This window comes from Acidicapsa borealis (assembly GCF_059115245.1).
The window spans coordinates 4,438,751-4,460,404 of record NZ_JCACNY010000001.1 but is presented as its reverse complement, the minus strand read 5'-3'; the positions used below and the strand labels follow the sequence as shown (position 1 = coordinate 4,460,404).

Annotated in this window: 12 protein-coding genes and 1 pseudogene; 10 read left to right on the top strand and 3 right to left on the bottom strand. The window is 53.7% G+C overall.

Translation table 11 applies throughout. The features are described from left to right. Positions 1 to 549 precede the first annotated feature (549 nt). Positions 550 to 987, top strand: coding sequence for a hypothetical protein (locus tag AC5S27_RS18355; RefSeq protein WP_493936007.1), 438 nt, complete (start codon positions 550 to 552; stop codon positions 985 to 987). Then, complete coding sequence (locus AC5S27_RS18350; RefSeq protein WP_493936006.1) at positions 987 to 1,919, top strand: hypothetical protein; 933 nt, start codon at positions 987 to 989, stop codon at positions 1,917 to 1,919. The genes AC5S27_RS18355 and AC5S27_RS18350 overlap by 1 nt, the downstream gene beginning before the upstream one ends. 111 nt (positions 1,920 to 2,030) lie before the next feature. Here AC5S27_RS18350 and AC5S27_RS18345 read toward each other — a convergent pair whose 3' ends face one another. Genes AC5S27_RS18345 through AC5S27_RS18335 form a run of 3 tightly spaced genes read right to left on the bottom strand, consistent with a single transcriptional unit; the run spans position 2,031 to position 4,497 of the window. After that, positions 2,031 to 2,414 carry a response regulator transcription factor gene (locus AC5S27_RS18345; protein ID WP_493936005.1) on the bottom strand — a complete coding sequence of 128 codons (384 nt, stop codon included), beginning with the start codon at positions 2,412 to 2,414 and terminating at the stop codon, positions 2,031 to 2,033. Positions 2,415 to 2,452: 38 nt separating this feature from the next. After that, the gene (locus AC5S27_RS18340) at positions 2,453 to 3,715 is read right to left on the bottom strand and encodes an anti-sigma factor (RefSeq protein WP_493936004.1); all 1,263 of its coding nucleotides are present in this window, start codon (positions 3,713 to 3,715) and stop codon (positions 2,453 to 2,455) included. A 41-nt stretch (positions 3,716 to 3,756) separates the two neighbouring features. After that, on the bottom strand, positions 3,757 to 4,497 hold the full coding sequence (locus AC5S27_RS18335) for an RNA polymerase sigma factor (protein WP_493936003.1): 741 nt from the start codon (positions 4,495 to 4,497) through the stop codon (positions 3,757 to 3,759). Between the two features lie 258 nt (positions 4,498 to 4,755). Between AC5S27_RS18335 and AC5S27_RS18330 the strand changes: the two genes are divergently transcribed. The 8 genes and pseudogenes from AC5S27_RS18330 to AC5S27_RS18295 form a co-directional block, all read left to right on the top strand. Then, the gene (locus AC5S27_RS18330; RefSeq protein WP_493936002.1) at positions 4,756 to 4,971 is read left to right on the top strand and encodes a helix-turn-helix domain-containing protein; all 216 of its coding nucleotides are present in this window, start codon (positions 4,756 to 4,758) and stop codon (positions 4,969 to 4,971) included. A gap of 113 nt (positions 4,972 to 5,084) precedes the next feature. Next, positions 5,085 to 5,366 (top strand): helix-turn-helix domain-containing protein, encoded by a 282-nt coding sequence (locus tag AC5S27_RS18325; protein WP_493936001.1) that lies wholly within the window; start codon positions 5,085 to 5,087, stop codon positions 5,364 to 5,366. 1,483 nt (positions 5,367 to 6,849) lie between these two features. Further along, positions 6,850 to 7,026: an AAA family ATPase gene (locus tag AC5S27_RS18320; RefSeq protein WP_493936000.1), complete on the top strand. Its 177-nt coding sequence runs from the start codon at positions 6,850 to 6,852 to the stop codon at positions 7,024 to 7,026. Further along, positions 7,023 to 9,197, top strand: coding sequence for an ATP-dependent DNA helicase (locus AC5S27_RS18315; protein WP_493937332.1), 2,175 nt, complete (start codon positions 7,023 to 7,025; stop codon positions 9,195 to 9,197). The genes AC5S27_RS18320 and AC5S27_RS18315 overlap by 4 nt, the downstream gene beginning before the upstream one ends. A gap of 1,017 nt (positions 9,198 to 10,214) precedes the next feature. Beyond that, the gene (locus AC5S27_RS18310; protein ID WP_493935999.1) at positions 10,215 to 13,814 is read left to right on the top strand and encodes an RHS repeat domain-containing protein; all 3,600 of its coding nucleotides are present in this window, start codon (positions 10,215 to 10,217) and stop codon (positions 13,812 to 13,814) included. Then, positions 13,807 to 20,514: an FG-GAP-like repeat-containing protein gene (locus tag AC5S27_RS18305; protein WP_493935998.1), complete on the top strand. Its 6,708-nt coding sequence runs from the start codon at positions 13,807 to 13,809 to the stop codon at positions 20,512 to 20,514. The genes AC5S27_RS18310 and AC5S27_RS18305 overlap by 8 nt, the downstream gene beginning before the upstream one ends. Before the next feature lie 15 nt (positions 20,515 to 20,529). Beyond that, positions 20,530 to 20,985, top strand: a complete 456-nt coding sequence (locus AC5S27_RS18300) for a hypothetical protein (protein WP_493935997.1) — start codon at positions 20,530 to 20,532, stop codon at positions 20,983 to 20,985. Positions 20,986 to 21,257: 272 nt separating this feature from the next. Further along, positions 21,258 to 21,629: pseudogene (locus tag AC5S27_RS18295) on the top strand (RHS repeat-associated core domain-containing protein); the annotation flags it as partial. Positions 21,630 to 21,654: the final 25 nt, after the last annotated feature.

Here is a 21,654-nt window from a genome sequence, read left to right as displayed (position 1 = left end):
GGACGTGTCTCCCGGGCCATATTCCTGCACCTGTCCGTATTGGCTCGTACTGGGAGACAGTTGTACGTCAACGGGCAGTCGAAATACTCGCTTTCACAAAGAGGATCTGGATTTCCATCGAATGGGACGATATCTGGTTACCTTATCATTCGCGAAAAATTCGGCCTCCTCATGGCTGAACCGCCAGATTAGCAATTCCCAAATCCTTCCTACCACTTCTACATGTGAAAGCACGCGTGGGTCTTGGGAGCCTACGATAAGCCAAGATGGAATCTGCCTCAGGAACCAATTCTTTGCCGAAACAATAATCTGTCATGGTCAAGCGCCACCCCACATAATCTTAAGTAGGTAAATCTGCATGCCTAGATGTGCGGCAGGACGGTAAGAATGGTCATTCAGTGGTGCCTGAAGGGGATATCGGAGCGGCCCTCGTTTCGTGAGAGTGACGCCGTTGATCTGCTCAATACCGGAATCAAGAGCAACTGGCTCTTTAACAACCCTACGGTGCAGGTATCTCAAGCGTTTTCGATAGTTCAGAGCTTGCTCAGCATGAAGGCGCTGATCACGCATGTGAACAACTATGCTGCCGTTCGGAAGACTAGTCCCTACATTTCTCTGTCGGCAGGAGTGGTTATGCCGGACACCGCCTTGGGAACGAGAAAATACCCGGCGTGGCGTAGTGCGGTCGATTTCGCAACCGATTTCGGCAAGGTGCCTGGATATGTGTTCCGCGTCTGGACAGTAGTTGCTCCAAAGCCTTGTCCGGAAGTGATGAACCTTTCCGATGAGATTCGCAGCCTCAATCTCTTCGGTTCAGCGTGGAAGTATCAGCATCAAGGCGAGATCGCGGCCAAGCTTGTCATTCCGCCAGGGCAGATTGAATATGTCGTAAAGGTTGGAGCAAACGGAAAGCCCACGGGATTTCGTCAAAACAACACCGCCTTCGTAAGACCTGAAACCATTTCAAATCTTCTGGTGGAGATCTGATGCCTAGGCTGCTCGGTACCGAAGAATGGAATAGCGAAAACTTACGCGGCAAGATTGCTTATCTGCTTGATTCGATGAGCGGAGTGGACGAGCTTGCACAGACGTTCGCTCCCGCTGACTTCAGACAGACCTCCGATCAGCCGACAGTCCAAATGCGTCAGGCAGAACTTCGTGACGTCCGGCTGGAGCAGTTCACCGAAGCATTGGGTCTGTTGTTGGCTTCCGACAGGGTGAAAGAAGCACGGATGCTGCTGGCCGACCCAGGTTGGGTTTTGAGCGGTTATGCGATAGGGAACAGACACTCTGGTTTTGGGTATGTCGAGACAAACGTCACCCAATTCGTACGCTTATCCCTCTTTGCCGCTTTGGCGCGTGAAGGGACGATGCACGGCGAAGGAAAAAGCCTCTCCTATTCAACCAGCGGTGGCGACCTCAGGCTATATTGGGGCGAGCAGCCCGAGCGTGAATTCATCGCAGTCCTACCGACGCTGTTTTCAATAGCTTTGGCAAGCAAGAGCGATAGGTATACGCTTGATTTTCTTGCAGACTTGGTTTTCAGATCCCTGGAGAACAATCAAGCCGCCGATCTGTTGGAAAGACCGGAATTTCGGCTGTTCGGGATTTATGAGAGAAGACCATTCGATAGTGTTTCTGTCAGGGAGCGGGCGGATGCATCCCGCGTATTTTCTACGTTCGACGGATACCTGGCCTTTCACGAATTGGAACGAAAGTACTTGCAGCGGGTATATCAGATGCGCAATGACACTTACCACTGGACCCGGCTGAGTGCGGCCGGCGACCTCGTGGATTGGGTTCTGCTCGTAACAGAAGTTGGCTCTCTCAGAAACGGATTCAATATCCCGTTCTCCGAGGAATCGCAAGTTCAACCTGAAATCCGCTTCTGCCGGGACCTGGCCGCGGAGTTGGCCTGAACTACTGTATTCTGCCCTGATGCGACCGATCTTGGTCGGCTCTATTTCAATCGAAATCGCATCTGCGTCCGGCGCGTCGACAATTCATCAGCTACGATTCTGTGTTTCTGCTTAACCCTTAAAGTGAACATCAAGACGCGCAATAAATTTGGAAAACGGATCTTCCCTTACCATGAAATCGTTCGCACCCGCAGCCAATGATGCCGCCTGATACAACGGCCCTTGCATTGTTGTGTACATCAATATAAGAGACTTGATTCCCTCCGAGCGGAGTCGCCGGACCAGATCAGCTCCTTTACCTGTCCGGAGATGGGCATTGGTCTCGGATCGGAGATTGAATTCGACAACAATTGCATCGAAGTAAAAGCTTCTAAGCATCAATAGCGCCGATTCGAAGGTATGAGCCGATTCGGCATGGTAGCCAAAACTATCGAGAGTCTTCTGCATCTCTATGCAAATTGTCACTTCGTCGTCAACGAGGAGTATGGATTTCATGTTCACACCGGATCTGAGATTGTGGGTGAACCACCGTCTCAAGGATGGTTGGGGTCGATTCGGAGAGAGGTGAAAAGCAACGGCTTACCGCTCGGCTTGGTGCTGCCGCCCTCGGGCTCGACGGTGACGAATACGGCATCGATTTGCGATATTGTTTTCGCATTATTGAATTTCAGAACCCAGCGCTTCTGGTTGGCGTCATCCAGGTAGAGAAGGCCAAGACTGACGGCATGCTGCTGATCGACGCCTCGGCCCCACGCCTGAAAGCTACTGGTTTGCTTCGCGCCGCGCTGCTGGTCGAGATCATACCCGTAGAAGACCAGCGACTTGTCCTTGGTGTAAAACACGCGCCCGAAGGGCTTCTGCGTGTCTCCGGACTTGGCGACGTCATAGATCTCGGCCATATATACGTTGCGCGCGCCGATGAGGTTTCGAATATCCCGATCATGCTCCAGCAAATCCTGATCGCGGGCGATTTCCTTGTCCTTTTCGGCAAGAGATGCCCGAAGACCTTCGACCTGCCTGTTGGCGGCAAGGGCCTGTTCGGTATCGAGCGAAGTTCTGCCGCCGGTCTGGTTCAGTTTCGCTTTTAAGCTTTGCGCGTTCGCCTGCGCTGCGACCAGTTGCTGGCTTAAGTCCGCTCGGTCTAGCTGAGTCTGTTTGAGAGCCTCAGTGGTCTTCGCTAATTCGTCTTCCAGTTGCGACTGCTGCGCTTTCAGGCTGGCAAGCTCCGACTGATCCAGCCGGGATTCCGCTCGCAGACGAGCAAACTCCTCTTCGTCCGGATGCGTCTCCTTTTTCGGCGCTGGAAGAGATGACGAAACTGGCGGCTCAAGACGAGTTGGAGCTTTTGGAACTGGTGAGACCGCAGTCACATCTGACACTTCCCCTTTGCGGCTTTGGAGGATACCGATCTGGTAGGCGGCTGTACTACACGTGGCGAGAATCAGGGCGGCGATTGCGAGAAGTCGGGGCTGCCTCCAGGGAATGGACTTCGGTTCCGGTTTCGGCTTTTCCTCGGCAGGCGACGGCTCATGGCGGAGCGCGTCCATCAGCTTTGCCTCCGCCTGCTCGATGGACCAGAGCCCTCGCGGGCCACCGACTCCCTTTGCGGATCCCGTTTCCGCCGCCAATTCTGGAATCGTTTCGGAAATTACTCGTTCATATTCGCGCTTTGCTTCCCGGCACGGCTGGCACTGAATCAGGTGAGCATTGAGTCGCGCCCATTCCTCCGGCGAAAGTTCTCCGGTTGTTGAGAGGGCGCAGAGTTCCAGGAACTCTTCGTGGGAATCGGGTGGCAATATCCAAGCTCCGTAGCTTGAGCCATTGTGAACTATCTCACTCACTTTGATCGCAGATTTTCAGGGAGCACGAACTTGCGCAGCCGATCGAGACCCCGATAGTAGTGGTTCCTGACGTTGACGAGGGATCGTCCGGTGCGCTGGGCGATCTCGTTGAGAGCGTATCCCTCGAAGAAGTACAGCTGTATCGTTTCTCTTTGCTCCGCCGAGAGACGGGCGTTGAATTTCTCCGTCAAAGCTTTTCCCAGAATGCCTTCGATCGATTGCTCATGGAATGACAGCTCGTTGCCGGGATCAGCCAGACGGTGCGCAGCTTCCTCCAACTCCTGGTTACTGTAGAAGTTTCGCGAATTGAGGTACCGCCGCCGGTCGAAGGCGCAATGGTAGGCCACATGAAAAATCCAGGAGCGTGCGGCTCCGGGCACGACCTCGTACGTGCCAGCTTTGTGGAAGATGTGAAGAAAGACCTCCTGGACCAGGTCATCTGCTTCCGATTCGTTTCGTAGGATCCTATATGCGATGTTGCGCACAGCTCTGGCATGGCGCCGGAACAGGGAGGCTAGGGCCTCTTTATCTCCTTCGCGGACCTGTTCTAAGAGCGTTCCGTCGGAACTGGCGGAAAGGGGGCTGACATCACGGAAAGCGCCTTCGCGTTGATCGACTTGGAGCGGAGACTCCTTGAGGAAATCCGACATGACTTCCTGCGCAGAAATGCCCACTCCGCGCACCTCCGATGTGCCAGTCAACGCGTCCGGGAAATAGGTGGCAGCTTCGGAACTCATGATTCAATCTCGGAAGATTCCACAAAACGGGTCTGAGGTTTGTCTGTTGCAGTCTTCATCTCGACCGTCAGGCAATTCTTGCGAGCGACCAATCGAATTCTCGAGGGCATCGATGTGCCAACTATAGTTGCCTATTTAGAATATACACAACTATAGTTGCTATTTCAAGGCCGTCAGCGTTGGCACGATTGCTGTGTGGCCAAGCCAGTTGGTGTCAACGCTACGAGAAGATCAGAAACGCCAAGAGAAATCTTCGGAATGGCGACTACGGAGTTGCGGCTGCAGAAAAGAGAGTCTCAAGCAACAGTGGCGTCCAATGTTGGTTGCGACGAGTACTATCTGCGCAATATCGAGCAAGGCAAGGAAAACCTCTCGTTCGACATTATGTATGCGATTGTTGACTACTTCCAAATGCTCCCTTTGAGCAGATTCTGGCTTTTTGCCGAGGCCCTAGCTCGGGGAGAGCGTCAATGACGCCATTTCGAATTTGATAGTGGGGATCTATCGAATTTTGGAACTGTCCTCTTGCTCCAACTGACAACTATAGTTGCTAGTACGATTTGCATATCGTGAATCACGATGGCTGAGTGGCTAAGCCTATCGGTGCAGACTTAAAACGAAAGTCGAGGACGCCGAATGATGTCTTTGGTCGTGCTGTCACCGAAATGCGAACGTCAAACGGCCTTTCGCAGACAGCTTTTGCTGCTTCTCTTGGATACAGCACTTACTATTTGGGCAGAATAGAGCGCGGTCAAGCAAACATTACATGCGATGTAATGGCGGCGATCAGCGGATATTTCAGAATGACAATAGGCCAGTTCTGGACGTACGCAGAAGGACTCCCTAAAAGCCAAATTTCTAAGAAGTGAAAGTCCGAGGAAACTTTTCAAGCCGATCACTTGAAACTCCCAAAGCTCGATACAGCAAAAGTGAGCAAACCCAAAATCGCGTCGGGCAGTAAGGCCACGGTTTCACCCTGGGATGATAGGACGAATGGCGCCCATTCAGGCCTTATTGACTGACTAGAAGATCGGGTGATTTGATGATGCAGCTATAATTTGGCCTTCTGTCTCCCACTTGCCTTTTGGGCGGCCCAGCGCCGCTTAACAGCCTCCGCAATTCTTGCCCGACCTTCGGGTGAAAGATTCCTCTTCTTGGTCGGCTTCGACGGCGACGGAGCCGATAGGTCCTTCTTTGGTCTGCCTGGGCCGACCTTGGGCTGAATCGCGGAAATCTCGGAAGCTGCGAGCAGAGAACGCGCCTGCTGCAACCGGGCAATCTCCGCATCAATTTGGGAAAGAATACTGTTAAGGCGCATAGACTGCCATTATAAATCGAATACTATCAAGGCGTCCTTCCTGGTCTGGATCGGCCAATGGCGAACGGACTCCAGACTCTCGTCGAGCCATTCTCCGCATTGCACCACCATTGAACGGCCTGGTTATTGTCCGGATGATCGTCTCTCCAGGCTCCTCCCATCCCCTGCGGATTGATGTGGTCTGGGACAACGTCGCTATAGTCTGTGAACTCTGCACCGCAGAGAGCGCAATTCCAGTTCTGCGATGCGATCTTGCGGTTGAGTAGTTTCCGCATCTCCCCATTGGATCGGAGTTCCCTGTACCCTCGCGGGCAATGTGGAATCTCGATCCAGCGTACACCCAGTTGCCGGAGCGTTGAGATTTTCTGGACGACCTCTCTTCCGCAGCAGGAACGAGAGCGATGAACTCGGCGTACCTAATTCCGACGAAGCCTCATGGGCTTTCCCCTGATGATTCTTAAAGCACTTAGAGTTAACAAAGGCATTCGGAGAATTGCTGCGGAGCGCTCATTCCGATGCTCGAAATCAGACTTTGCAATTGAGCTTGAATGTGGCGCTAGAGGTAACACTTAGGGAGAGCTTAAAGATAGGATATTGAAGAACAGATCACAGCGGGGCCGAGGCTGCTCAAATCGCGACGGCCAAGAGATTGCGGAATCCTTCGGGAATGAGGCCGCTACGGTTGTTGTGCAGGCGAGAGAACGCGCTCAAAGCCAAGTCCAAAACCGCGAATCCCAGGCCGAAGAGGCCAGCAGGGCGAGAGAAGCCGTCGCGCACGCTAGGAGCAGCAACTTTGAGCGCGAGGCTGTTGTCGACGAGCGGGCGCTCATGCGCGATGCGTTACGGCGCGGCATGGGAGAGACGGCCTATGCCCATATTCGCGTGGAGTTCGGCTCCCGCCAAGAGCGCGGCGACCTCCTCAGAATTGAAGCCAGAAGCACAAAACAGGGCGCAGCTTCAGCACCCCCGAAACCATCGCGAATGAACGGGCGAACATCGCGCATGTCATGCGTGGTCAACAGATTCATGACCCAATGATGACGGAAGTTCACGCGGCGGCCCAGGCCTCGCGCAAGTCCTTCCTCAACTCCGCGCAACGGACGGTCATTCAGGAGGTGCTTACATCTACCGATCGTATCCACTGCCTGCAGGGTCTTGCCGGGACCGGCAAGACCACCGCGCTTTCGAGCATCCGTGAAGGAGCCGAATAGAGCGGCTATGCTGTCGAAGGATTCGCCCCACATCGCGGGCAGCGGCCGAGCTCCGCGAAGCCGGAATCGGCGCATCCACCCTCCAGAGCTTCCTAGACCGAGGTAGCCAGGGCCAGGGCAAGGATCAGACTTCGGGCGATCCTGCCAGCCGACATCTCTATCTGCTCGATGAATCGAGCCTCGCCAGCACGAAGCAGATGCGGGCTTTCCTCGACAAGATCCAGCCGCAGGATCGTGTGCTCGTAATCGGAGATACACGGCAGCATCAAGGCGTCGATGCCGGCCGGCCGTTTGAGCAGATGCAGGACGCGAGGATGCGGACCTCGCAGCTCGACCAGATTATGCGCCAGAAAGACCCAGATTTACTGAATGCCGTGCAGCAACTCGCGGCGGGAAAGACAGTCGAAGGCGTCAGAATGCTAGGTGAGCGAGGGCGGATCACCGAGGTTAAGGATTGCAACGAACGCATCGCGGCTATCGCGAGAGATTACGTCGCGAGACCCGAGAACACTATCATCGTCTCGCCCGACAACCGCAGCCGGCAGGCAATCAACCAAGCCGTCCGCAAGGAGCTGCACGCTACCGGCGCACTGGCAGACGACGACCCCGAGTTCCGCACCCTGACCCACCGCTCCGATATGACCGGCGCGGATCGGGAATGGGCTGGCCGTTACCAACCCGGCTACATCCTGAAGTACACGACCGGAAGCAAGCTCCACGGCATCGAGCGGGAGAGTTTGGCGAGAGTGGTCTCCACAAATGGGCGCGACAACACCCTCACGGTGGAACGGGAGGACGGTCAAACCGTAACCTATGACCCCAAGCGGCTCAAAGGCGCGAACGTCTACCAGGAGGTCACGCGAGAGTTTGCCACTGGCGACCGCATCCAGTTCACCGCACCGGACAAGCAACTTGAAGTCAGCAACCGGGATCTCGCCACCATCGTAAAGCTGGAAGATGGACAGATCACCGTACAGATGGATACGAAGGGCGGGAGGTTCGTCACCTTCGACCCTGCGAAGATGAGGAGCTTCGATCACGGCTATGCCGTGACTTCGCACAGCTCACAAGGGCTCACCGAGGGTCGCGTGATCGCAAATATTGATACCGATTCATCCCCCTCGCTCATCAACACGCGGCTCGCGTATGTGGCGATCTCTCGTGCTTCCGACGATGCAAGGATTTATACAAACGATGCCGAGGCGCTTGGGACGCGCCTTGCCACCGAGATCAGCAAGACCGCCGCGGTTGACTTTCGCCAGCCGAAGGCGGAGGGTCAACGTGCCAACCCAGAGCCCACCGTCTACCAATACGTCAATCCCGACCATCGCCTCGCCGCCGTCGCTCTGGCTTACGCCGAGCGTCCCGACAGCACAATCGTGGTCGCTCCGGCCCCGGCTGAACGTCACGAGCTGAACCGGCTCATCCGCTCCGACCTCCAGGCGCGAGGGCGAATTGCCCCTGACGGCAAATCCTTCGTTGTCCATGTCGAACAACCCTTGAGCAATTCCAAGATCGCGGCTCAATACCCGCCAGGCGACCTCATTCAGTACCGGCATGGAAGCCCGACCATCGACGGAATCCCGCACAACAGCATCGGGACAGTGGTTTCGGTCGACGCCAGGACCAACAGCTTGACCGTACAGACCCCAAGCGGAGACGAGGCCACATACAACCCACAACTTACGAAGACCATGACTGCAGAGAGCACCGTCTACCGCCAGGAGCAACGTGAGATCGCGCCATGCGATCGAATCCAGTTCACTGAGGCAGACTCGACGCGAGGTATTCGCAAGGGCGAACTGGGTACTGTGATGGCGATTGGCGACGCGAACGACATCGACGTGACGCTTGATAAAGGAACAATTGTTCAGCTCAACGCGGAGCAAGCTCGTCACATCGAACATCGCTACGCGGTCGAGAGCATTAGGCCGGGGGCACCGGAGCGAGTTCTATTCACTCAGGAGGCAGCTGTCAACGAGCGCGAGGCGGCCTCACTTTCGCGCCAGGGGAGGGAACTGAATCTGTATATGTCTGATGGTTCAGTCTCCAACATCCAAGGACAACAGAACCAAGTCGCACTTCCTCAACAGCAGCAAATCGAAATCCCAGCGAACGTGATCGCACCCGAGCTGGTCCAAACCGAGATTCGCCGAAGCCTCGGACGGTAACAGAAGGCCGTGATTCCAGTGATTTAACGAACGTGCAGTTTGCGTGCCGGCTGAAGTTAGGGACAACAGCGATCACCGGTCAAAGCGACCGAGTTCTGGCCGACTTGATGATGGTCATGGGGATGCCGGAGCTTGTGCGCTCGATCAATAGGCCTGAGTTCGTGGCTTAGGGTCACGTGCAAGCGGATCGCCGGAGTTATGGCAAGGGTAGTTTACATCGAAGCAGGAAGTCCCTAGGAGAAGGACTACTGTGAAAACTTCAACTCGAATCTGCGCGACGAGATCCTTAATGGAGAAATCTTTTCGTCGATTGAGGAGATCAAGGTGCTGGCAATAGCTTCGCGTTCACTCCAACACCGCGAGACTACACGTCTCGCCAGGACACAGTCCGCCCGCGCCCTCCGTCTCACTTCGCCACCGATGCCGACCATTTGAGCCTAGAGATAGACGCGCCACATCAACAATCTCGCCGATATAAACGATCAGACAGAGCGCCTTTCGTACATGTCTTAGTTAAGCTTTCACAATAGTTTATTACTTAATAAATACGACTATATTTGTTTGCGAAATGGTGACCTGCATGATACTTTCGTCCTATTCCTTCGCTGGAAAACTTGTGACATCGTTCAAACGAGTCAATGTAAATAGACCTTACCAATCACTCGGCCGGTTCGATTTTATAGCGCTGCAATGATCAAAGGTTTCGACATTAGAATCAGAAATCGCCTATGGCGACTTCTAACGCCGCTCCGAGGAATCTGATCGATGATTGTTTTTAAAACGCCGTTCCGACGGAGGACTTGTCGGAAAACGCTCCATATTGTACTTGCAATCTTGCTCTTCTTGGCAACTGTCAACTCCTGGGGACAAATCACGAATGTCACTAACGATCAGGCAACCCCTACGCCGGGAGCAGGGCACGACTACATTGGAACGTTGAGTGACATTGTGAATCCGAGCAATGGATCTCTAAGCCTCAGGATTCAGGTACCGACCCCTCCGGGAAGAGGGTTGAACTTGCCCTTCCACTTCTCCTATAACTCAGGTGGCATCTTCCAAATGGTTCCGCAGCTGGGTTTCAACACCAACGCCCCAGGCGGAGGCGGGACCACGGTGACCGAGTATTACGGACTCGTTTCGCTTATATCAAATATGGATTTGCGTTTCCTAGAGCAAGGCGGTTGGGCTTACGGGCTCCCTCAATTAAGCGGCGAGCAGACTCAGGTGCCGGGCAATAGCCCTACCCACCCCTCTGCCACTTGCCCAATTACGACTGGTTTTATCTTTACGGATTCATCCGGGTCGAGGCATTCGATGGGGCTAGCACTCCCCAATTTTTCTACCTGCACGACAACGGGTGTAGCTCCCGGTTATTCTATGTCCCCTTCATTCACGGGGCAGGACGGTAGCTATTCTGCGTCGGTTTCTGGTGCGTCAACTACTGGACTCAATGATGTTCAGAGCCTTCCGTTTACAGTCAATGACCATGACGGAACTTTATTTCACTTCCCATTTCTTGTCGGTTTACCGGGATGCCGAGATTATTGCAACATCCCTGATTACATTGAAGACCGGAATGGCAACAAAATAACAATAGCGCAGGGCACAACTGCCAATCCGACCGCAACGTTTCCTGTAAATGTCAACGATACGGCGGGTCGTGCTTTACTTACTATTCCCAGCTTTGGCGCTGCAAGTGGCGACTCAATTACGATTTCGGGCGCAAGTGCGCCATATATCGTGACTTGGGAAACGGTTCCTTATAGCCTTAACGTTCCGTTGACCGCCATGACAGTGAATTCAAGCTCCTGCAGTGGTGAATCCCTAACAGGGAGCGCTTCTGGATCTTTGCAAGTCGTAAAAAGCATAAAGTTGCCGAACGGTGAGTTTTATCAATTTGAATACGATTCCACCTATGGGTTGTTGAATAAGATCATTTATCCCACAGGCGCGTATGTCCAATACGACTGGGCACCGAGTACTCAACCTTCAGATACGGTATCTTATGCGCAGGGCGGTGTATGGCCTGCGAGCCTTCTTAGTCTCAGTGACTGTGCCGCCACATATGAGGCACCAGCTATCAGCCACAGGTACGTTAGCTTTGATGGCGAAAATGTTGCGCAGCAACAGGACTTTGTGTATTCAACCACTTTTCCAACGGGTTCTACAGGCTGGAGCGCCAAGCAGACCACAGTAACAACGACAGACAAACTTCGATCTGGGAGTCCGAGTTTCCAAACTGTTTATAACTACAGCCCAATTTCCGTGCCCCCTCCGCCGGACATCATCACTGATGCTGCAAGTCAGGTTCCACTTGAGCAAACTACGCTCAACTACGACTTCAATGGCAACTTGTTGACGACTGTAACAAAATCCTGGACTGGATACCCTACTAATCCCATCGTATCCGAACAGGATATAACTCTTGCGGGAGGGCAAACGTCACGTAATGTCTTCAGCTATGACAATGCCTATAACGTTGTCGAATTGGACGAATACGACTATGGCCAGTCGATACCCACGCGGAGAACAGTTTCTAGCTATCAAACATTTCCTGCCAGTCCCCTGGGGTCCTGGATAACTGACCGTCCTTGTAAGACGGTTATTTATGCCGGGAACACTACGGCGACCCGGATAGCGGAGACAGATTCCATTTATGATGGCGGAACAGCGGTGTGCGGCACGGCTGGGACTGGTGCTACAGCGAGTGTGCCTAGTCTTCCGAGCAACACTCATGATGAGAACAATTTCGGTCCGAGCGCAACGACATCCCGTGGAAACGTAACGAAAATTACCAAGTGGGCGAATGTTGGTACGTCGCCAGCGACCACTTATACCTATGACGAGACTGGCCAAGTCTTATCGATTACAGACCCCTGCGGTAATACGACATGTCCAGATATTGCAGGTGCAAATCACACAACAACTTTTTGCTACCTGGACAGCTGCGCACTAGTTGCGCAGACTGGCAACGCGAATGTGTTTGCTACCAAGATCACGAAACCTACTGTTAACGGCATCACGGCGGTGACCTACGCTTCTCACAACCTTGCGGACGGTCAACTGGCCTCTTCAACAGATGAGAACTCGCAGACAACCTACTACTCCTACGACGAGCCTCTCAAGCGACTGAATAAGATACTGGGACCGCCCGATCCTAGCAATGGTAATCACAGCCTAACTACATCAATGCTGTATAACGATTCGTCTGCCCAGGCAACCCCCTATGACCCAACAGTCACCACTACTACCGTCTTTAACGCCAGCGGGACCAGCGAAGTCCATGTTTCTGTGCATGATCCAATAGGCCATTTGATTCAGACTCAACTGGCGTCTGACCCATATGGAACGGATTGTGTAGACACTGTTTACGATGGAATGGGGATGGTACGTACAGTCTCAAACCCAAGCAGAACCTGCTCTTCATCGACAGACGTTGTCACAACCTATGGCTACGATGCTCTTAACCGTAAAACGAGCCAAATCAACTCAGACAATACGAGCACCCAAAAGTGGATTTACAACGGCAACACGGTCACCTTCACCGACGAGAATGGAAATCAGTGGCGGAGGACCACAGATGCGCTAGGACGGCTGACGAATGTTCTGGAGCCTAGCAGCACATCACAGAGCCCCACAATGTCGAGCGTCTATGCATATGATGCATTGGGTAATTTGCTCTCGGTAAACCAGTGCGGTGGCACCTGCCCATCCACTAAGACAGTCACAAGGAGTTTCACGTACGACAGCCTATCCAGACTGACTCAATCCTACAATCCCGAGACAGGATGGATATGCTTCGGAAGTACTGGGGGCGCTACGCCGAACGGCAGCAACTGTGCCAGTGGATACGATGCGAATGGAAATCTGGCATACAAAACCGACGCTCGGAAGGTCGTGGTGAATTACTCCTATGATGCCTTGAATCGTCTATTGCGTAAATCCTATGCCAACGATGCGAGCAGTACGCCATCCTCGTGTTACCAATACGATGCCTCTACTCTCGCAGGTTCCAATGCGAATTTGATCGGACGACTCACAAATCATTGGACTCAAAGTGCTTCTGCTGGAACTTGTACTGTCGCGCCGCCCGCCACGGGGCTTTGGACGCGTCGTTCAATCCTCGCCTATGACGTAGGAGGGCGTGTCTTGAAAGAGCAGCAGTGCACGCCGTCAAACTGCACAAACGGTACACCCTATGCGCCGGCATATACATACGATTTAGCAGGCGCTCTGCTTAGCTCAACGGACGGCGTAACTCAAACGCAGACCGCGGGCACAGTACTCACATTTGCAAACTGCTTTGATGCGGCGGGCCATCTACAGACATTGACAAGCAATTGGGTAGACGGTACCCATCCTCAGTCGTTGTTTTCGGCGCAAGGTACACAAGCCACTCCTTGCCCAGGCACATCTTCGCCAACCGTATCGTCTGCCCCGTATACATCCTTTGGCGGACTAGCAAATGCCGTACTCGGCAACGGGCTTACCTTGAACCGAACCTTTGACAATAGATTGAGGATCATTGGAGAGACGGATACCGGAAGCACGGTCACCTCCCCCACTAACGGTTCCGCTACAGTGTCGATCACAGGAATCGAGCAGAGCCATGAATAGAGATTCGGGCTTTGTGTCAATTTGCTGTGTTTCCCCTGAAGCGCGGAACATTTGTTCGAACCAAGGCAGAGGAAATGTAATACGTTCTTTGGAGTATCAGAGCAACAAGCTCCGCAGCGAAACCGATTATGGACGTGGGCTAGGGAACGAGATGATCTGCTCTAGAAGGACACCCGGAAAAACTTCACGATTCGCGACTCGAGCGAGCGTTTTGTCTGTAATGCTTTTTATCTTGTTAGCAGGAGCAAGTTCCGTCGTATATGCTCTTCCGGTGCCGACGCTCACCTTGGCTACATCAGCAACGCCCTCTACTTTTGGCGGATTCGTAACCCTCACAGCAACCATCTCGAGCGGGCCTACGGGTGTAGTGACATTCTACGACCGAGGAGTATCGATTGGTGCGGGGACAATTAGTGGAACAACGGCGAATCTGACGACAAGCACGCTGGCAGTAGGAATCCACACCATCACGGCCCGTTGGCCCGGTAACGCGAATTACAATGCCGTCACCTCCAGAGCCATAGCTCAGTCGGTGAACAATACGGGCCAGACTACGACGCTATCGATTTCGCAGAGCACTGTTACAGTGGGGAGCGCCGTAACCTTGACTGCAACGGCGAAGAATGGAAGTACAGCGATTCCTTCCGGACTGATCAAGTTCTGTGACGCATCGGCTCCTATTTGCGAAGATATGGCTGTGCTGGGCACAGCCCAGTTGACCAGTGCGGGAACGGCGGCGATGGGATTGCGCCTTGGGGTAGGCACACATAAGGTCTATGCAGTGTTTACCGGTAGTACGGCGTTTCCGACCAGCACATCAAGCGCACAGACACTCGTCGTGAGCAGTAGCGGTGGGATCTATGCCAGCAGTTCTGCACTCGCGGCGAGTGGGAACGCAAGCGGCTATACCCTGAGTGGCACGGTGGGTGGACTAGGACCTACCGCCCCGTCCGGCACGGTGACGATTCTTGATTTAAGCAACGGCAATGTTCAGCTTGGATCGGCAACACTTGGGACACGAGGCTATGGCTTACAAGGTCCCGTCCTCTATGGAGACGACAACTCACTTTGCTATGACACCAATTGTATTGCGATCGCTTCCGACGTCGATGGCGATGGCATTCCTGATGTAGTGTACACAAACTATGGCAGTAATATCGTGTCGGTTTCGGTAGGCAATGGGGACGGAACATTCGAAGCCCCTGTAAGTTATGCAACGGGCACTTCTCCGGGATTCATCACAGTTGGGGATTTCAACGGGGACGGCGTTCCCGACCTGGCAGTCAGCAACAGTGGCAGCAATACTATCGGAGTGTTCCTTGGCGAAGGTGATGGAACCTTTCAGCCACAGGTAAGTTATTCGACTGGGAGCGCTCCAGAGGGCGTTGCAATCGGAGACTTCAATGGAGATGGCATAGCTGACATATTGGCTGTCACTGGGAATAGCAACACGATCTCAGTGTTCATAGGCAATGGGGACGGAACCTTTCAGTCGCAACTGACGACTTCTACAGTCGTACACTCCCCTTCGGCAGTTGCGGTTGCAGACTTCAATGGCGACGGCAAACTCGATGCGGCGCTAACCATCGACACGGGAAGCTCATCCACAAGCTTGATAGAGGTGTTTTTTGGTAATGGCAACGGCACATTTCAGACGCCGACAACGTACTCTCAGGCAGGATCACAGTCAATTGCAGTTGCGGATTTCAATATGGACGGTATCCCAGATCTCGTGTACTCCCAGCACGGAGGCAACACTGTCTCGGTGATGCTGGGTAATGGAGATGGCACGTTTGGAGCGGCCGCCCCTTATGCGGTCGCTTCAAACGTCGGTTCAGTGGCGATTGGAGACTTCAACCTGGATGGTGTCCCGGATATCGTAGCTTCGAGCCCAGTAGCTACCGCGCTGCTGCTAGGTAACGGGGATGGCACATTCCAGTCTCAAGTTACCTACGCTCCTACGGGGGGTGGAGTCGCCGTTGCTGATCTAAATGGAGATGGCCTCCCGGATGTGGTGTCGGTTAACGATCATTTATCCGTGCTGCTCGATGCACATATCGCCCAGTTTAGTGCTAGTAGCATCTCTTTTACTGGGGCTGCTGGAGTGCATAATGTGATTGCTAGCTATTCCGGAAGCAGTCTTTACACTGCCAGCGCTTCGAGCGCAGTGGGACTGACTTCGAGTAATACCACACCAACGCTAAGCGTGGTCAGTTCAAGCTCACCATCAGTCTACGGCGGATCAGTAACCTTCACGGCCACTATTTCGAGCGGACCCACAGGTGCTGTAACCTTCTACGACACGGGAATCTTGATAGGCTCTGGCACGATCAGTGGTACCACGGCTACGTTCACCACGAGCACATTAGCCGCAGGCACCCATAACATCACCTCAACCTGGGCGGGGAATTCTACCTACAGCCCGGTCACCTCCAACGCTATCAGTCAGGTTGTCAACCTGGCTACACCGACCTTGATTTTTACGCCAATCGCAACCCAAAATCTTGGGGTCGCGCCCTTCAACGTCAGTGCCAGTTCGGCCTCAACAGGGGCGATCACATACAGCGTAATCTCTGGACCCGCATCGGTCTCCGGTTCGACAGTCACCATTAGCAGCGTCGGAACGGTAGTATTGGGCGCGTCTCAGGCGGCAACTGCAAATTACAATGCTGCTACTACTTCAATTAGCTTTACCGTGATCAACCCAACACCGTCTTTGAGCTTTGCCTCCATTGCAACCCAAACGTTCGGTGTCGCTCCATTCAGCGTCAGTGCTAGTTCGACCTCAACAGGAGCGATCACTTACAGCGTAACCTCAGGCCCTGCGACAATATCCGGCTCCGTTGTTACTATCAACGGCGCCGGAACGGTAGTTTTGGGCGCATCCCAGGCGGCGGATTCACATTACGGTGCGGCTACCGCTTCAACCACTTTCACCGTTAGCCCGGCCACTCCTACCATAAGCTTGGCAACATCCGGTGCGCAGACTACTTACGGCGGATCAGTAACCTTCACTGCAACGATCTCCAATGGGCTCACGGGTACCATAGCGTTCTACGACGCAGGCATATCGATTGGGTCCGGCACGATCAGTGGTACGACTGCAACCTATACAACAAGCTCGTTGGCAAAAGGTACACATAGCATCACAGCGGGCTGGGCTGGAAACGCAAACTACAACTCCGCCACCTCCAGCGTGGTCGCCGAATCAATCAATGCAACAAGTGTTATTGGCATCATCAATACCGTTGCTGGCAATGGTACCAGTGGTTATTCCGGCGACGCTGGGTCAGCAGTCAGCGCAGAGATAACATCCCTGGGTGTGGCTGTCGATACAACTGGCAATATCTATATGGCGGATGCGAACACAAATCGTATACGAATGGTGACGGCCTCGACAGGTAACATCTCCACAGTGGCTGGCGATGGCACTCAGGGTTACTCTGGCGACGGTGGGTTTGCCACTGCCGCACAATTGAATTACCCCACCAATGTGGCTGTCGACAGTGCGGGCAATCTATATATCGCGGACTACGGTAATAGCCGCATTCGTAAGGTTACGGTTGCCACAGGCATCATTACGACGGTGGCGGGTAATGGTACATTCGGCTATTCCGGTGATAATGGCTTGGCAACAAGTGCTGGGTTGTGGAGTCCTGTCGGTGTAACAGTAGACGCTGCCAATAACCTCTTCATCGCTGATCAGGGCAATAGCCGCGTTCGTAAGGTGACGGCCTCCACGGGCAATATAAGCACTGTCGCCGGTAATGGTAACAGTGGCTTTTCTAGCGATGGCGGATTGGCAACCAACGCTACAATCACTACCCCCTCCGGCGTGGCAGTGGATGCCGCTGGAAACTTGTACATTGCGGACTATACCACTTTTCGCATTCGCAAGGTAGCGGCTTTGACGGGCGATATAAGCACAGTGGCTGGTAATGGCACTCAAGGATATTCCGGAGACGGCGGTCTGGCCACCAATGCGGAGATAAAAAACCCGTGGGGGGTGGCTGTCGATAGCGCCGGGAACCTATTTATCGCGGATGAATACAATTTCAGTGTCCGCAAGGTGACAGCCTTAACAAGCAAAATCTCTACAGTGGCCGGTAACGGTACCTGTGGCTATACCGGCGACGGTGGACCTGCTACCAGTGCAGAATTGTGTGGCGCCACCGGTGTCGCCGTAGACGCATCTGGTAATTTCTATGTTGCGGATGAGGCACGAATTCGCGAAGTGTCCACGTTTGCGACGCCTACAGTCGCCTGGCAAACTCCATTGGCCATTACCTATGGCTCTGCGCTAAGTGCAACCCAGCTAAATGCCGTATCCAATGTGCCCGGCACGTTTGCTTACTCTCCTGCATTGGGCACAGTTCTAGCAGCGGGACAATACACTCTGTGGGCAACTTTTACCCCTACGGACACAAGTGATTACAACTCTGTTGAAGCCATGGTCACACTCACCGTTAACCAAGCTACGCCAGTTATCAACTGGCCGGCTCCAGCGAATATCGCCAAAGGTACAGCGCTGAGTGCAACACAGCTTGACGCAACCTCCTCTGTGGCAGGCACCTTCGCGTATACGCCTCCCCTTGGCACAGTACTGACTGAAGGGCCACAGACACTTTCGGTTACTTTCACGCCTTCTACCGCGATCGCAACGAACTACACCAGCGCAACCGCGACTACGTATCTCACGGTAACCCAAGACACAGGCACTTGGGATACGGGTACCGTTGCGTTGACGGTAAATGGCGTTCTTACAGCCACCGCTAACTATGGGCAAAACTCCACCCCGAGTTCCATTGCTGAGGGGCTCGCGGCGAATGTGCAAACCGGTTCGCCAGTCAAGGTTACTGCTGTCGATGATTCTGTATATCTTGAAGCAATCCAGGCCGGTGGAGCGACCAACTACGTTTACAATCTCCAGACGTCGACATACGACTCAGCGCACTTTAGTCAGCCATCCTTCATGTACCCGGCGGTAAGCGGCACATTGGATGGTGGCGCGAGCGACACTACCACAGGGAGTACCGTCTACAAGTACACGGCTGGCTATGACGGTGTTGGAAACCTGACGAGTTACGGCGATGGGACGGCGGGAGCTGTGGTTATGGGTACATGGGGCTATAGCTACGATTACCTCAACCGTCTGACCAGCGCGACTGATAATCAGCCCAACAATCCTAGTAAAAACTACTGCTGGGGCTACGACGCTTTTGGCAATCGGACCATTCAAGCAGGTTCGTCAGCTCCATTTACGTCAGGCTCACCAAACTGCACGCCTGCCTCGGGGGCCACATTCACCAGCAACTGGGCCAGCTACAGCACTGCCAACAACAATCGGATTGCGAGTACCAGTCAGGCGGTCGGAGGAGTCACTTATGATCCGGCGGGCAACGTGGTTGACGATGGCGTGAATCAGTATCTCTTTGATGGGGATGGGCGTATCTGTGCAGTTGCCAGCGCTCCTATTGCCGGCATCACAACAATGACCGGTTACATCTACGACGCCGACGGTACTCGTGTTGCCAAAGGTAGCATCAGTACGTGGAGTTGTGATCCTACAATCAGTGGATTCAAGGTAGCCAACGACTACATTCTCGGACCCTCTGGGGAACAGGTCACAGAGATGGGTACGAACGCCAACAACACCATGGCCTGGAAGCACACCAATGTCTTTGCTGCCGGCAAACTCATTGCTACCTATGATAGCGATGGGCTGCACTTCTATCTCAACGACCCTCTAGGGACACGCCGTGCTCAGACTGACTTCGCCGGAGTGCTAGAGCAAACCTGCTCCAGTTTGCCGTACGGAGATGGCCTCGCCTGCACAGGATCAACTGAATATCCAACCGAACACCACTTCACCGGCAAAGAAAGAGACACTGAATCAGGCAACGACTACTTCGGGGCCAGATACTACGGCTCTTCGATGGGACGATTCATGTCGCCAGATTGGGCGGCGATTCCGTGGGCCGTTCCATATGCAGATCTCACTAATCCTCAAAGCTTAAATCTGTATGTGTACGGAGCTGATAATCCTCTGAGGTTCAGAGACTTGGACGGCCACATGCATCAGGAGTGTGCCCCGGATACTCCGTATCATGGCCCTGACGGGTATGGAGTAACGGCCGGAGCATGCTCTAGTGTTCCAGATTTCTGGGATGGTCAATGGTGGGGAAACCATGCCAAGCATGCATGGCACAACACCCAGCAGGCTTGGAATAACACAGTCAAGTTCGCCCATAGCCCGAGAGGCCAACTCCTCCAAAAATCGCTTAAGCATTTGTCAATAGGCGGATTTAAAGCTGGGGCTGCGGTTGGAAGTCTAACGCTCGCCCCTGAGACAGGTGGAGCATCTTTAGCATTAACGGCATATGCCACTGTTGGCGCAACCGGCGATCTTACAGCCGGTATATCAGAGCTTCTTGGTTCGATATCCAGTAGCGATGAGGATCTAGAGAATATTTCCAACGCAGGCGATGCGGTTACAGCCGTGACAACACTGTCAGGCGCAACAACTTTGGTTGTGACCGGAGGGAATGTTGATATGGCCTCCCATGCTGCTTCAATCGAAGATATAGTAGTCACTGCGGGTACAGCCGGGTTCACTGGAGAAGCGCCGCACGTTGGTGATTGGCTAGGTCTCGGCGATGACACAAACGATTTGAGCAGCCCCAGCGAGACTCCGCATTAGAGAGTCGCCTGCCCAATGCATGATTGGCAGAAAGGTGGAGAAGTGAAGTCGAAGCACGTGCCTTTGATTATTGCGATTGCAACGCTAGCCGTCCTTGATCTAGCTGGGTTCATTACGATGGTTGCGAATCCCGATCTGACCGCGAGGGTTATCCCTGCACTCGTTGGTGTGCAGATTCTCGGATTCATTGCGATTGCGGCCATCGTCGTGACAAGCAGTAGGGAAAACGTCTCGGCGGGAGCGGGCAGAGAATCTGGAGGAGCAGGGAGGCAATGGGTACCATGGTTATTCGGTTTTTTGGCACTAATGAGCTTTCTGAGGGTCGGTCTTTCTATCCTCTACATAGCAGGCGAGGCGTGGCATAGGTATTCGTGGGTCGCCCCGACTGCCGGGGCTGCAATGGGATGTTTTTTCCTCTGGCTGGCTGTTGTAGCAAGCCGTTCGCCCTCGAAGCGCGGATCGAAAGAATGAACTGGCGGCCCGAATCCTGGGTTGTGACGCTGCACCATCCGGCAGTGGGCTTCGTTCCGTGCCCCGGCCAGCATCTCAAAGTACGCGCTGCTTGCGGCATAGGGAGGAGATAACACGGTAGCTCTCGATTGCGCTTGGATATGCCGTTGAGTGGCATAGTCAATAGTTGATGGAAGTGTGTATCCGCAGGCGAAAATCTCTCCGCATCGAGCGCGGTTTTTGACCGGCAAAGAAAGAGATGCCGAATCAGCAAATGACTACTTCGGGCTAGATATTATGCGAGTAGAGTAGGGCGGTTCTTATCACCGGATTGGTCACCAGTACCTCATTCAATTCCTTTTGCAATACTGACTAACCCCCAGAGCCTAAACCAATATAGCTACGATAGAAACAATCCAATGAGCTTAGTAGATCCGGACGGGCATTCTCCACATTGGTGGCAGCGGACGCGAAATTGGATCGACGGTAAGGGTTTTAAAACCGATGCAGAGCTATCGCCAGCAACGGTGACTGTCGAAGTAGTGCCCGTGCCGAAATCTCAGGTTCTTCAGCAGCAGATAGGTACTCTCACTGCCTTGATTTCTGTTCAAGAGGTGGAAGAAATGATGGCGGGGGGGGGGAAGACCTTTCAACCCAGGAGTTAATCGTAGAAGAGCAAGCACAAGTTCG

Excerpts from the sequence above, each read along its gene's own strand:
- AC5S27_RS18355 (WP_493936007.1), top strand. The coding sequence starts at position 550 with ATGAAGGCGCTGATCACGCATGTGAACAACTATGCTGCCGTTCGGAAG.
- AC5S27_RS18350 (WP_493936006.1), top strand. The coding sequence starts at position 987 with ATGCCTAGGCTGCTCGGTACCGAAGAATGGAATAGCGAAAACTTACGC.
- AC5S27_RS18345 (WP_493936005.1), bottom strand. The coding sequence starts at position 2,414 with ATGAAATCCATACTCCTCGTTGACGACGAAGTGACAATTTGCATAGAG.
- AC5S27_RS18335 (WP_493936003.1), bottom strand. The coding sequence starts at position 4,497 with ATGAGTTCCGAAGCTGCCACCTATTTCCCGGACGCGTTGACTGGCACA.
- AC5S27_RS18330 (WP_493936002.1), top strand. The coding sequence starts at position 4,756 with ATGGCGACTACGGAGTTGCGGCTGCAGAAAAGAGAGTCTCAAGCAACA.
- AC5S27_RS18320 (WP_493936000.1), top strand. The coding sequence starts at position 6,850 with ATGATGACGGAAGTTCACGCGGCGGCCCAGGCCTCGCGCAAGTCCTTC.
- AC5S27_RS18305 (WP_493935998.1), top strand. The coding sequence starts at position 13,807 with ATGAATAGAGATTCGGGCTTTGTGTCAATTTGCTGTGTTTCCCCTGAA.
- AC5S27_RS18300 (WP_493935997.1), top strand. The coding sequence starts at position 20,530 with ATGCATGATTGGCAGAAAGGTGGAGAAGTGAAGTCGAAGCACGTGCCT.